General features: G+C 56.3%; 11 protein-coding genes and 1 tRNA gene. 8 read left to right on the top strand and 4 right to left on the bottom strand.

What is annotated here, in order from left to right; translation table 11 throughout:
* Nucleotides 1-105: 105 nt before the first annotated feature.
* Entirely contained in the window at nt 106-858 is a 753-nt protein-coding gene (locus tag ACUUL3_RS07235; protein WP_448555930.1) for an FHA domain-containing protein, read from the bottom strand.
* Nucleotides 859-1,199: 341 nt separating this feature from the next.
* On the opposite strand from ACUUL3_RS07235, the gene ACUUL3_RS07230 reads away from it, so the two are divergent.
* A complete protein-coding gene (locus tag ACUUL3_RS07230; protein ID WP_448555928.1) occupies nt 1,200-2,762 on the top strand; it encodes an HDOD domain-containing protein in 1,563 nt (520 codons plus the stop codon).
* Between the two features lie 4 nt (nt 2,763-2,766).
* Here the strand turns inward: ACUUL3_RS07230 and ACUUL3_RS07225 are convergent, their stop codons facing one another.
* Nucleotides 2,767-4,197, bottom strand: a complete 1,431-nt coding sequence (locus tag ACUUL3_RS07225; RefSeq protein WP_448555926.1) for a beta-barrel assembly-enhancing protease — start codon at nt 4,195-4,197, stop codon at nt 2,767-2,769.
* 174 nt (nt 4,198-4,371) lie between these two features.
* On the opposite strand from ACUUL3_RS07225, the gene recN reads away from it, so the two are divergent.
* Together recN and ACUUL3_RS07215 are read left to right on the top strand one after the other, a co-directional pair.
* Nucleotides 4,372-6,042, top strand: coding sequence for a DNA repair protein RecN (gene recN / locus ACUUL3_RS07220; RefSeq protein WP_448555924.1), 1,671 nt, complete (start codon nt 4,372-4,374; stop codon nt 6,040-6,042).
* A 3-nt stretch (nt 6,043-6,045) separates the two neighbouring features.
* Nucleotides 6,046-7,047, top strand: a complete 1,002-nt coding sequence (locus ACUUL3_RS07215; RefSeq protein WP_448555922.1) for a thiamine biosynthesis protein — start codon at nt 6,046-6,048, stop codon at nt 7,045-7,047.
* A 5-nt stretch (nt 7,048-7,052) separates the two neighbouring features.
* Here the strand turns inward: ACUUL3_RS07215 and ACUUL3_RS07210 are convergent, their stop codons facing one another.
* Entirely contained in the window at nt 7,053-8,426 is a 1,374-nt protein-coding gene (locus tag ACUUL3_RS07210; protein WP_448556448.1) for a sigma-54-dependent transcriptional regulator, read from the bottom strand.
* A 142-nt stretch (nt 8,427-8,568) separates the two neighbouring features.
* Here ACUUL3_RS07210 and ACUUL3_RS07205 point away from each other — a divergent pair.
* A tRNA-Thr gene (locus ACUUL3_RS07205) sits at nt 8,569-8,644 on the top strand.
* A gap of 79 nt (nt 8,645-8,723) precedes the next feature.
* Here the strand turns inward: ACUUL3_RS07205 and ACUUL3_RS07200 are convergent.
* Entirely contained in the window at nt 8,724-9,185 is a 462-nt protein-coding gene (locus ACUUL3_RS07200) for a helix-turn-helix transcriptional regulator (RefSeq protein WP_448555920.1), read from the bottom strand.
* A gap of 322 nt (nt 9,186-9,507) precedes the next feature.
* Here ACUUL3_RS07200 and ACUUL3_RS07195 point away from each other — a divergent pair, with 322 nt between their 5' ends.
* The 4 genes from ACUUL3_RS07195 to ACUUL3_RS07180 all read left to right on the top strand — a co-directional run bounded on the left by ACUUL3_RS07195 (nt 9,508) and on the right by ACUUL3_RS07180 (nt 13,419).
* Nucleotides 9,508-10,212 carry a hypothetical protein gene (locus ACUUL3_RS07195; protein ID WP_448555919.1) on the top strand — a complete coding sequence of 235 codons (705 nt, stop codon included), beginning with the start codon at nt 9,508-9,510 and terminating at the stop codon, nt 10,210-10,212.
* An 18-nt stretch (nt 10,213-10,230) separates the two neighbouring features.
* Complete coding sequence (locus ACUUL3_RS07190; protein ID WP_448555917.1) at nt 10,231-10,743, top strand: hypothetical protein; 513 nt, start codon at nt 10,231-10,233, stop codon at nt 10,741-10,743.
* A gap of 6 nt (nt 10,744-10,749) precedes the next feature.
* The gene (locus ACUUL3_RS07185; protein WP_448555915.1) at nt 10,750-12,813 is read left to right on the top strand and encodes a DotA/TraY family protein; all 2,064 of its coding nucleotides are present in this window, start codon (nt 10,750-10,752) and stop codon (nt 12,811-12,813) included.
* A gap of 165 nt (nt 12,814-12,978) precedes the next feature.
* A complete protein-coding gene (locus ACUUL3_RS07180; RefSeq protein ID WP_448555913.1) occupies nt 12,979-13,419 on the top strand; it encodes a plasmid mobilization protein in 441 nt (146 codons plus the stop codon).
* Nucleotides 13,420-13,456 lie beyond the last annotated feature (37 nt).

Raw genomic sequence — 13,456 nt, 5'->3', positions numbered from 1 at the left:
GGGAATCCTTGGGGGGCCGTTTGGGGGAAATACCCGAAGAGTCGCTGCTGGCACCTTTTTTGCGATTGCTTATCTTGTCAAGGAGTCGGGAGAACATCCAAAAAATTAATTGAACCTGATCGTTGTGTTCTTTATTTGTATGATGTCGCCTCTGCGCAGAAGGCGCTCTTCGGTGATGATCACATCGTTGAGCTTGGTGCTGGCCCAGGCGCGCTGGGGAATGATATGGTATTTGTCCTTCTTTTTTACCACGTAGCACTGGGTCTTGCCGACGAACCAGCCGCCGATCACCATGTCGCAGGACGGGTCCTTGCCTATCTTGACGCTGCTCTTCCCCGCCAGGGGCAAGTTGCTTGGCGAGGCCTCACCCTCGATGACCGTCAGGGTTGCCGCTTCCTCGGACTGCGCTGTCTGCTGCGGGCCCGGCTGGGCCGCGGCCGTCTGCTGCTGTCTCGGTGAACTCACGAATACCGTTTCCTCGTCAAGATCCATGGAGGTGGCATAGGATGACGATGCGTTCTGGTCCGCGGCGGAAGATTGGGTTAAGCGGAATTTGCCGATGTAGATGACATCTTTTTCCGTGATTGGAACCTTGGAGGTGATTTTTTTGCCATTGACCGTGGTGCCGTTGGTGCTGTTCATATCGGCCAGATAATGGCGGCCGTCGCGAAGCTCCAGAGAGGAGTGATGCCTCGATACGGCGGTATTGTCGATAACAACATCAGCATCCGGGCTGCGGCCGATGATCAGTTTCCCGCCTTCGTGTATGGTGAAACGGGTGATGACCCGGTCGTTCAGCATGATTGTCCAATCTGATTTCGTGTAGTCTTCAAGATTGATCATTCCGTTTTGTATCATTGTTCTTCCCGAAATTGCTGAATGTTGAGATCCGTTCTCCTGCGACCCGCAGTCTGTCTCCAGGCAAGGGCTAGACAGGATCTTGGCCTGATCCGTTTTGGGTTTGCCGGGCGCGGTCCTGTCGGCCGGGAAAGGACTTTTGTTTCACTATATCAAAACGTTGCGGAGAAATAATTTGCTTCTTAAGAGGTTATCATATATCAAATAACTGTGTAAGAAAAAAAACCGTCATAAATTAGTTTTTTTTCATAAATTTTGTATAATTAAATTATATTTTTCTTCAAAAATGGCTCGGGGGGAGCTGATCTTTTTTGCTGATATGGACGTAACTACAGGTAAATATGACTGATACCACGCCGGCCCCCAGTGGCAAACTTGCTGAAATCTTTGCGAAAATGAACATGGGCGAACTGCCGGCCATGTCCAATAACGTGCAGGAGCTCATCTCCCTCACCCACAGCAGTCGCAGTGCCGCCTATGAGCTTTCCAAGGTAATTCTCAAGGATTACTCCCTGACCAACAAGGTTCTTCAGGTCGTCAACTCCGCCTATTACTCCCTGGGCCGCCCGGTGAACTCCATTTCCAAGGCGGTGACCATCCTCGGCTTTGATGCGGTTCGTGATCTTGCCACGGCCATCGCCCTGTTTGAGGATTTCATCAAAACCGGGGTCGAGAAGGAGGGGATCAGCAAGATTCTCACCCGTTCCTTTCTGAGCGCGCTGCAGGCCAGGGATCTGGCCGTGGAAAAGAACCTGAAGATCGTTCCCGAAGAGGCCTTTATCTGTTCCCTGCTGCACAGCCTTGGCAAAATCATCGTCTGTATCTATCTGCCGGACATGTACCGGGAAATAGAGCAGAAGGTGAGCAACGGCTTTTCCGAGGATGCCGCCTGCCGTCAGGTTCTTGAGGATCTGACCTTTGACAAGATCGGTGAGGAGGTGGCGGCCTTCTGGAATCTTTCCGAGAAGGTCATCGCCTCCATGGACCCGGCGCCCGGGGAACCGAAAAACGGGTACGACACCCTTGGCTACCTGAAAAGCATCTCCAGTTTTTCCAACCGGCTCGTCGATTACATCTGTGAGGACAAGGATCTGGACGAACTCATCGGCCAGTACGGCGAACTGCTTTCGGTGAACAAGGAAGAAGCGGTGGAGATGGTCAACAAGAGCGTCGAAGCCTCAGAGGATATATCCGATTCGATCCGGTACGGCCTGTCCAAGCTGAAAATCCGCAGTCGGCTGCGGGGGATTGAGGAGGATATCAAGGATCCGGAGCGGGCGGCGAAGAGGAAGAAAAAAAAGGCAGTGGAGGCCGAAGCCAAGGAAGAGTCCATCGGCACCAGAGCCGCCCTGGATGCGGAGGGCGTTCAGGAGCTCGACGAGTTGCCCATCAGTCAGGACAAGTCCATCAACGACTTTATCCATGACATCACGGAAACCCTGATGGGCCCCTTCAATCTCAACGATTTTTACATCAATCTGCTGGAGGCGCTCTACCGGGGTATCGGCTTTGATCGCGTTCTCCTCGCCGTGATCAGCCTGCAGCCCACCAGCAAGATGCTGATCGGCCGTTTCGGCCTCGGCGACATCGATCCCGCCGGGATCGCCAAGTTCGAACACGACCTGGCCCTGAGCAGTTTCGTGATCCCCAGGGCCCTTGCCGCCTGCAAGGATATGGCCATCCCCGCCAACACCCCCAACGCCTTTCCCGAGAATCTCAAGTATTTTGTCAAGGACAGGACCGTGTATCTGTTCCCCATCTGTCTCGATGACAAGCCCATCGGCATCATCTATCTCGATCGCAAGGCGGGGCGCCCCAAGCTCGATTCGAGCAGGATCAAGGCCACCCGCCTTTTTCGGGATTTCGCGGTGATGGCCATCCGCAAGCTGCGCAGCCGCAAATAGGCGGCTACATCTTTTCCAGACGCTCCATCTTTTCCTTCATGACCATGATCTTCTCGTAAAGGGGATCGCTGTAAGGCAGCCCCTTCAGGGCCTGGTCGAAATGGAAGCGTGCGGTGGGGGCGGCCCCCTGGTAGAAGTGATAGATGCCCAGGTTGTAATGACCCAGGGCCTGATTGCCGAGAGCCGCCCTGATTCTGCCGATCTCATAGTAGAGCTTCGGGTAGGCCGGGAGCTGGTCGGTCAGGGTCTCATAGATCTGCACCGCCTGCGCCTGTTGCCCCGCCTGCTGCAGTGCCTTGGCCAGATAGAAGGTATTGTAGATGCTGTAGGGGGCATCCTTGTTCACGGCCTGGAAAATCTGCAAAGCCTCCTCTGTCTCGCCTGACTCAAGCTTGAGCCGCCCCAGGTCGGTCTTTAAGATCAGTTTGTCCGGAAAACGGCTGATCACCTTTGCAAGCGCGTCCTCCGCCTTTCGGAAGTCGCGGTTGAGCAGATAGGCCTGGGAAAGGGCGTAGAAGATCATGGGGTCGTTTGCAAGAGTGTCCGGTTCAGCTGCCTTGTTCTTCAATATCGGCAGGATGGACTGGGTGTCCTTGGACAGGGTCTGGACCCGGTACCGGAAACGCTGGAAGGCGAACTCCTCGTGGCCGGGAAAGGATTTCCGGGGATCCTGGAGGATCTTGTCTTCGATGTAGCCGATACGGTTTTCCGGTTCCGGATGGGTGAGAAGATAGGTGGGCACCCGATTTCTGTGGTAGCGGCTGACCCGGCGCATTTTTTTGAGCATGTTGACCATCTCCTGCGGATCACGCTCCTGCTCCTTCATCCATTTGTATGCCAGCCGGTCGGCCTCTTCCTCGTCCTGGCGGCTGAATTTGAGGTTGGCCATGGCGCCGCCGGCCATGGAGCCGGTGATAAGGGCCTGGGAGAGCGCGCCGCCGCCAAGAAGCAGGCCCGCCAGCATCAGAGCCGTGGTTCCGGCATTGACTTTGCCCGACTTGCTGATCCGGTCGGCAATGTGGCGGCTGGCGGCATGTCCGATTTCATGGGCAAGGACGCTGACCAGCTCCCCTTCGCTGGTGCAGATGTCGACCAGGCCGGAATGGAAAAAGATCAGGCCGGAGGGGGCGGCAAAGGCGTTGAACTCCTTGTTGTCGATGACGAAAAAATGATAATCGAAAAACTGTGAGCCCGCGAGCTGCAGGGTCTGCCTGCCCAGCAGGGTAACGTATTCGGTGATATCCGGATCATCGATGAGGTTGAACTCCTTGCGCACGATGGAAAGCAGCTTTTCGCCGACCTCGCGCTCTTCGCCCACGGTGAAGGCGCAAGCGGCGGAAGGGGGGAAGGGCAGAGGCTGCAGGGTGCCGAAGAGGAACGCGGCAAAGGTGGCGCCTGCCACGAAGCGCCGGAGGGCGTGGCGTGAAATTTTCATACTGCTCGCAAGGGAGAGGCCTGGATGGGATAGGCACTTATTTGATATTAAAATAATCTTGATTTTAAATTATAATTACGCACGGTGATAATTGCCAGTAATACTCAAAAAAATCCCGGGCGCCTTCCCGCGCCTGCCCTTGCAATCTCCCGATAATGCTGTATAGAGTGCCTTATGCTTAAGGAATTACTGATCATCAACCTCGCCCTTATCGAGAAGCTGCACGTTTCCTTCAACCAGGGGCTCACCGTGCTCACCGGCGAGACCGGCGCCGGCAAGTCCATTATCCTGCAGGCCATTCACCTGCTCGGGGGCGGCAAGGCGGCTACTGCCTGGATCAGGAGTGGGGCGGAGCAGGCGACCGTGGAGGCGCTTTTCGAGCTTGACGCCAAACAGCGCATTGTCCGGGAGCTGCTTGACGGGATGGGGATCGAGGCCGAGGAGGGGCTGGTGGTCAGGCGGGTCATCTCCGACAAGGGGACCAGTCGCTATTTCATGAACGGCAGCATGGCCACGGCTAAGGTGGTGGGCGAGATCATGGAACATATGCTGAGCGTCGCCAGCCAGCACGACCATCAGCAGCTCCTCCACCCCCGCAGCCACCTCGACTTCATCGATGCGGTGGGCGATCTCTGGCCGAGAAGGGAAGCGGTTGCCGCTCTCTACGATCGCTGGCAGCAGACCAAGGAATCGTACCTTACCCTCCTCGCCAGAGAGCAGGACAAGGAGCAGCGTCGTGATTTTCTCGCCTTTCAGTGCCGGGAGATCGAAGAGGCCGCGCCAAGCCCGGGCGAGGATGAGGAACTGCTCCTTGAGCGCGACCGGTTGCGGGCCTCGGACGATCTCATCACCCTGGGGCAGAAGAGTTATTATCTGCTTTCCGAGGCGGCCGGGAAAAGTTTCGCCCTTCTCCGCAAAAATCTCGAACAGATGGCCGCCTTTGACCCTGGCCTGGCCAAGCTTGCCGAAGAGGTGGCCGGAAATTGCTTCCAGCTTGAGGACCATGCCATAACCATCCGCAATTATGTGGAGATGGTCTCCTCCGATCCCGCGCGCCTGGATGCGGTCACGGCCCGCATCGATCTGCTCCAGAGGCTCAAGAGAAAGTATGGCGGTGATCTTGATTCGGTTATCGCCTTTGGTCGGTCCGCGGCCAATGAGCTTGCCGAGCTTGCGGCCTTGGATGAGCGGCTCGCCTCGCTGGAAAAGGAGGCACGGCAGGACAGGGAGCGACTGCTCAGCGAGGCAAGGGCGCTCTCGGTGGAGCGCCATGCGGCGGCCGGAATTTTGGCCCAAAAGATTCGCGAGGCCCTGGTTTCTCTCTGTTTTGAACAGGCCCTGTTTGAGATTTCCTTTAAGGAACATGATCCGGAAAGTTCGGAGGCCATCGGCCGGCTGGGCATGGACCGGCTTGAATTCATGTTTTCCGCCAACCCCGGCGAGGCGCTCAAGCCTCTGGCCAAGGTGGCTTCCGGCGGCGAGCTTTCCCGCCTGCTGCTCGCCCTGAAATCGCTCCTGGCGAGGAAGGATCAGGTGGATACCGTGATCTTCGACGAGATCGACGCCGGTATTTCCGGCAAGGCCGCCGAGGCGGTGGCCAGAAAGATCAGGGAACTTGCCGGCCATCATCAGGTGTTCTGCATCACCCATCTTCCCCAGATCGCCTGTCTGGCCGATGACCATTTCCTGGTGCAAAAGACGGTGAGCGACGAGCGGACCAGGACCACCATCATCCCCCTGCCCGAGGAGGCGAGGGTGAGCGAACTGGCCAGGATGCTCGACGGCGATTCGGTGAGCGAGCAGACCCTGGCCTACGCGCGGAAACTCATGGAGCGCAAAGGGTAGCCGATGACCGTTGCCCTGGCTCTTTTTTCCGGAGGATTGGACAGCATTCTCGCCTGCCGGCTGGTCGCGGCCCAGGGGATCCGCGTCAAGGCGGTCAAGTTCGTCACCCCCTTTTTCGGCTACGATCTTCTCGGCCGGGAAGCCGAGCATGTGGAGTGGGTGAGGGAAACTTACGGGATCGAGCTGCTGCTTCGGGACGTGAGCGACTCCTATCTCGCCATGCTCGCCAACCCTCCTCATGGCTACGGAAAAAACTTCAACCCCTGCATCGACTGCAAGATTCTCCTCATGAAGGCCGCGCGGGAGATGATGGATGAATGCGCCGCTTCCTTTCTGATCAGTGGCGAGGTATTGGGGCAGAGGCCCATGAGCCAGCGCCAGGACACCCTGCGTCTCATCGCCAGGGAGAGCGGCTGCGAGGATCTGATTCTCCGCCCCCTCTGCGCCAAGACCCAGGAACCCACCCCGGCCGAGCTTGTCGGCCTGGTGGACCGCGAGCGCTTGCTCGCCTTCAGGGGCCGTGGCCGTCAGCCCCAGATGCGGCTGGCCAAAAGCTTCGGCATCAGCGAATACCCCATGCCGGCCGGCGGCTGCGTGCTCACCGAGCAGGCCCAGGCCAAGCGCATCGCATGGTATTACGGGAAAAAGTGGCCGGTGAATGTAAGCGACATCCGCCTTCTGCTCTTCGGCCGGCATTTTCAGCTGCCCCACGGCGGCTGGCTGGCCCTGGGCCGCGATCAGGCGGAGAACGAGCGGATCGCCGCCCTCCACCAGGGGCGGGGGGATCTGCTCACCATGGAGGAGCGGCCCGGCCCCTTGGGACTGTTGCGCTACAGCGAGCACCCGGAGGATCTGGCCGCCGCCGCCGGGCTGGTGGTGCGTTACGGAAAGAAGGTGGAGCAGGGGTCGCCCGCCGCCACGGTGGTTCTCGCCTCCGCCGGCAGGCAACAGCGGCTTGTCGCCGGCCCGCTGGAAGACGCGGTCTTCCAGGCCTGGTATCTGTAGCCTCTTCAGGCCAGGCCGTACTTCTGCATCTTGCTGAGCAGGGTCTTTCTGGTGATGTTGAGGCGGCGGGCCGCCTCGCTCTTGTTGCCCCCCGCCTCGGCCAGGGTGTTTTCGATCACCATCCGCTCCGCTTCTTCCAGTGACGCCGGTGTTGCAACCGTCGTCCGGGCTGCGGGCGTTTCTCCCTGTCCTGCCCAGCGCCTTACCGCGATGGGCAGGGTTTCTTCGTCCAGATATTCGCCGCGCATGAGAATAACCCCTCGTTCTATGGCGTTTTCAAGCTCCCGGACGTTGCCGGGCCAAGGGTAGTTGATGAGCAGGTCCATGCAGCGGGGGGTGATGCCAGCCACCTGCCGTTTGTTCTTTTCGGCACATTTGCGGACAAAAAACTCGCTCAGGGCCGGGATATCCTCCTTGCGTTCCCTGAGCGCCGGCACGTTCAAGGTGACCACGTTGAGGCGATAGTAGAGATCCTCCCGGAAGTTGCCGTTTTTCACCTCGTCGTCGAGGTTGCGGTTGCTGGCCGCCAGCACCCGCACATCGACGCTGATGGTGTCCTGGCCGCCAACCCGCTGCAGTTCATGTTCCTGTAAAACCCGTAAAAGCTTGGCCTGCATGGCAGGGGAGGTTTCACCGATTTCGTCGAGAAAGAGGGTGCCGCCGCCAGCCTGGACAAATTTGCCTTCCCGGCGGCGGTCCGCCCCGGTGAAGGCGCCTTTTTCATGGCCGAACAACTCCGACTCCAGCAGGTTTTCCACCAGAGCCGCGCAGTTGACCTTGACAAAGGGGCCGTTTTTCCGGGTGCTGTTGTGGTGCAGGGCCGAGGCGATCAGTTCCTTGCCGGTTCCGGATTCGCCGCTGATCAAAACCGTGGCCTCGGTGGGCGCCACGTAAGAGATCATCTCCATCAGCTCCCGCATGGGCGGGGAGTCGCCGATGATGCCGCTGGTGTCAAGGCCCGGGCCTTTGTTTGCGCCGGGCTGGGCCTTGTGCTCCTGCACCTGCCGGTGCTCCAGGGCGTGGCCCATGGTCAGCTTCAGGCGGTCGAAATCAAGGGGCTTGGTCAGGTAATCGTGGGCGCCGATCTTGATCGCCTCCACCGCCGCATCCACCGAAGAGTAGGCGGTCATGATGATCACCGGGATGGCCGGATTGTAGGCGTGGATGCGTTTTAAGGCCTCCATGCCGTCCATCTTCGCCATGCGTACGTCCATGAGGATGGCGTCATAGGGCCGCTCCTGCACCGCGGCCACCGCCGTGAAGCCGTCGTCCGCCTCGGCGATCTGCCAGCCCCATTCCCTGAGCATGGATTTGAGCATGATGCGGTGGGTGGTGTCGTCGTCGACGACCAGAATGGTGACGGGCATGCTTTTTTTCATCGGCGTAACTTGCAGATAGGAGATTTTTCGGTTGCAGTTTGTCGGCTGATCCACTGGAATTTCTTGACACTTTTTCCTAAAATTGATAGTAGCAGATCATCGTTCACGATACAGTAAGATATCGTGAATGCGCAAGTGGAACGCCAACGTAGCTCAGTCGGTAGAGCAACTGATTCGTAATCAGTAGGTCAGGAGTTCGATTCTCCTCGTTGGCTCCAGTAAAATCAAGGGTTTTCGGGTTTCGGCCTGAAAACCCTTTTTTGTATCTGGTTGTTTTCTCCCCACTATCTCCCCACTTTATTTCTGTTTCAGTTCTGTAAGTTCCTTTTCCATCTCAATAGTCTTGTACAGAGCATTGATAGTGGCAGCCAATGCTATCCGGTAGGCGTCACTGGACTCTAGTACTATCGCAGCTCTAGTCAGCAAGTCGGATATGCGATTTTTTCTTGATGAACCGAGCCAATCCGGAGGGAGATGTTCGAGGTTGTCATCTTTTTGGGCAAGCTCTATAGAGTTTGTCTCTTCTCTGGCCCAGTCCGGGGTGTCAAACATTTCTCCATTGCCAGTCAGAAGCCACTCAAGGCTACATCCTGTCGCATTTGCGACACGCGACAGACTGTTTCGCGTGGGGGGGACCTTTCCGGTGACCCAGCGATTGATAGTTTGACGGCTCGAATGAATTTCTTTTGCGAGCTTTTCTTGGGTCCAACCAATTGAATTAACAAGATTAGTCAGTCTCTCAGATATTTCGCGGGACATTTATTTTTTCCTTGTTGACTTTAATCCACAAAATATGTACCATATGATACATACAGCATAACACAAAATCACGGAAAGCAACACAATAAGGATAAAGAAAATGAGAGACATCTTTGATCAAATGGCAGATCGCTGGCCTTCGGCAATAGTTGCGCGGCGCGAGGTGGCCAAATTTTCAGGGGGCTTGTTGAACCCCAGAACTATGGCCAATTTGGACTCCCGCGGGGAAGGCTGCAGAAAGGGGAAATTGGGGGGGAGGATAGTTTTTTACGAGGTCAACGACCTTATCTCCTGGCTCAGGGCTAGGGTGCAGGGGCAATAGGTGGCTGGTTGGCTCAAACTGCATCGGGGCAGGACAGAGGCTTTAGCCCTGCTCCTCCAGCATCCCTACGCCCTGGCTCTGCTCACCTTGCTGGCCACCAGGGCGCGATTTTCGGAGGGCAGGGATCCCGCGAGCGGCGTGGAGCTGCACGTCGGGGAAGCATTGACTGGCCGGGGCGACGCGGCCGCGATCGGCGCAACCCCAAAACAGTACAGGGTTGCGCGTGATCAGCTCATCAAGTGGGGATTTGTGGCCATGGTGGGGGCCACCACAAGGGCCATGTGGGGAACCGCTCTTAAAATCACAGATTCAGGCATTTACGAGATTGTGCCGATCGACAAAGGCCAAGCAGAGGGCCAAGCAAAGGGCCAAGCAGGGGCCAAGCAGGGGCCAAGCAGGGGCCACGAAAGTAGAACAGTAGAACAAATAGATCTACCTCCCCCTACCCCCTCAGTGCCAGGTGGTGTTGATGATGAAAAAACACAAAAAATCAGCCAATTAACCGACAAGATAGTGGCTGAAGCTATAAAGAAAGGTCGGGAAATCAAGAACATAGACCGCTATAGGGAGAGGGTCGCGGAAAATTTGGCAAGACAGAGTGCCCAGGAACTGCAAAAAAGCTTGGAAAATCAGGATGATGGTCTGGTAGTGGCGCTTTCGGAGGCGGAGCGCACACGCAATTATTTGAAAGCACTAGAAAATTAACAGAAAAAAGAGGGCGCGATGTTTTTTTTCAGAAAGAAAAAAGAGCGGACTGAAAAGATCCCCAGGCTGAAAAGGATTGCCTTGGGGATGAAGAAAGCCTTCCTGACAGTCATCGGTTGGGATCTTCTGATGTGGACCACCAAGGGAATTCTTCGCAGCTGGCTGCGCCTGGCTGAGCGGGACCGGGAGATTGTCGAGAACGATACCTTTGAAGACGCCTGTAAACGATTCGAGGTTACTCCTGAAAAACTTCCCGTGATCATGAAAAGTCTGAAAGGAAGCAAGCGCTGCTATTGGGTGCTGTTCTGGGTCTCGGTTTATTTCTGGATCATGGGGATGGGGCTCATTTTTTTGCATGGCGTCACACTCTCTCGCATGAACATGGCCTTGGTGAGTATCAGCCTGATGGCGGTATTCGCGGCGTGCAGTTTCAAGTACGCATTTCGCTATTGGCAATGTGAGATCAGGAAGTTGGGTGATGTAAATGAATTCTGGGCAGCTGGCGGTATCAAACGCATCTTTCAGTGGTGAAATATCATGAAATTATTTTCTAAGTTGGCAGCGCTTGTTGTCCCGCTTCTCTTAATTTTGCCATCGTCAGCTTTGGCCGCGATCAGTGATTATCTGGAAAGGGCGGAAGGTGACCCGACATTTGACATGCTCGGCCAGCTATTCGGCCCCGTTCCCGGGGTTATCCCCGGCACGGAATCTCCGCTTTCCGAGATATTTGTCATCTTTAACGTCGCCGTCTTTGTGGTTGCGACGTTTGTTGTTCTGTACGGCGTGATGTCCGGCGTCATGCATACCGCCGTCGAGGGACAGTTCCTCGGCCGTCGGCATTCTTCGATTTGGTATCCGATTCGAGTTATATACGGCATATTCGGCCTGGTGCCGATGTTTGCAGGGTATTCTTTCCCGCAGGTTTTAATGATCCTGGGAATGGTAATTGGAATCGGCGTGGCGAATATCACCTGGGAAGCCAGTTGGAAGTTGATGCTGGGGCATGTGGACGGCATGGTGCTCTCTTCTCCCCAGGCAGGAATTCAGGACGATACCCTGGAAGCATTGATTTCGTCGCAAGTTTGCGCCATTACGCATAATTTGCAGGAAAAGCAAGCCGCTGCGGAAGCCGGTAAACCGCCAATTTTCTACGATGAAAAAGGAACTTTAACCCAGCAAGGCACAATCACGAAATTGCTTTTCGGGAGCTCTGATTCCGCAGAGGGGCATTATCCTGACTCGTGTGGCGGGATAATCGTTTACCCCAAAACTAACTCCAAAGGCATCTTCGACGGCCCCCTTGGCCCTGCAGCCTTGCCTCCGTTTGATTCCACTGCAGTAGCTGATGCTCAGGCCGTGGGCCTGCAAAAGATGAGCATAGCCTTGCATCCTTGGTCTCTTGCCTTAACTCAGGAAGGCCATGCTCCGGATCCAGGAGCCCTGGCCGCCATAAAAAATCAATACATCCAGGATGTAAGTTCAAAGCTGGCCCGGGCAGCTGCTGCCAGCCGCACCGGTTTTGCAGACTGGATGGGAAAAGAAGGCATCTCATGGCTCTATTCTGGGGCCATTTTCCTAAAAATATCCAGCGTAAACAGAGAGATAGTCGATGCTGCGAGCGCGGAAGTCAAGCCTATTGCTCCCGGCGAAGGCGAGAGTGGCATCATGAGCCAAGCCATGGAGCGCGCCGTCGGTATAGTCGCCGGTTGGGCGAAAACGATCAAAAATGCCGTGACCATTGATTTTCCCAAAATTTTCGGCGACGCCATGGAGTCGGCCGGCATGGCCACCGCCATGCGCGGGTTGATGGGCGGCGAGAGCGATTTGCTTACCGGCCTCACCGGTCTTGGTTATGTTCTCACTATAGCAGGTGCCGCCGGGCTGGCATTTGCCGCAAAAGCAGCCAGCATCCCAATTATAGGGGCGGGCGTAACCGCCCTCGGCTTGCCTACTCTCTTCCAGATCCTGACTCTTCTGGGCGTCCTCATGGCATTTTTCCTGCCATTTGTCCCTTTCCTCATTTGGTTCTCGGGAGTCGTTGGTTATTTCATAGTGGCCATAGAGGGAGTGGTGGCTGCGCCACTTTGGATGTTGGCCCACCTGGAGACAGAAGGCGAGGGGATGGGCCAACGGACAGCTCATGGCTACTTATTTTTGCTGAATGTGATTTTTCGTCCGGTATTGATGGTCATCGGCCTGGTTGCCGGTTGGATGCTGATGATGATCCTCGGCAAGTTTTTGCAGTATTCCCTAAGTGTAATATTTGGTTCCGGCAGTTTTGCCTTCTCGGGCTGGGCCGCGATCGGTGGTTTCCTGTCCACCCTCATTATCTTCTGCTATCTGTCATATGTCTTAATTTCTCGGTGTTTTTCCCTGATTCACCATCTTCCGAATGAGGTGCTTGCCTGGGTAGGCGGGCATCCCGGCAGGATCGGTGGCCAGGATGACGACCGCCACACCATGGCGGCTTTGAAGTCGGAGGGCGGTCAAATCCGGGGTGGGAGGACAGACAGACCAGGTGGAGGGACCAAAAACTCCATCTCTCCACCAGATCACAACGCGATTCGCCCAGGGGGACCCGGCGCGAGCGCTGGGCATTGATCACAGATTGGCAGGTAGCAAGGTGTTAATCGGTGCCCCCAAAATGGGGGACCGATTACCTTGCCCCCGGCCTCTGGCAGCGGGAAATGGGGGCGGCGCTTCGCTTCACCCCGAAAAGATAAGGGGACACAAAATAACATATTTCCACCACAAAAGGAGGCGATCATGGCTTTCAAAAAACCCGGCCGCCCGGCATTGCCGGACAGCCAACGAAGAAAAAATAGGGTTCGGGTCCATTTCTCTGACCTGGAAATGCAGTATTTAACCCGGATGGCTGGGGAGGGCGGGCTCGTCGAAGGCGGGATCCCGGATTACATCCGGCAGCAGGCCCTGGGCCGAAAAATCCACTCGATCCCCACAATCAACCATGAGGCTTGGGTTTCCCTGGCCCGAACGGCGGCGAACCTCAACCAAATTGCCCATCACCTACACCTGGTGGAGGCGGGCGTTGAGGGGGGCGTTACGCCGGATATCCTCGAAATCCGGGAAGCGCTGGGTCGCCTGCGGGGGCAGCTCCTCGGAGAGGGTTTTTTTCCTCCCTTAGAGGACACCGAATCACATATTGCCTCTGCAAATGCCCTGGACGGGGATGGTGGTGAGATTTGAGGACACAAAATCACATACTTCATCCATAGGAGGAGGA

This window comes from Thiovibrio sp. JS02, from assembly GCF_053485635.1.
This window is presented reverse-complemented; position numbering and strand designations above follow the sequence as displayed.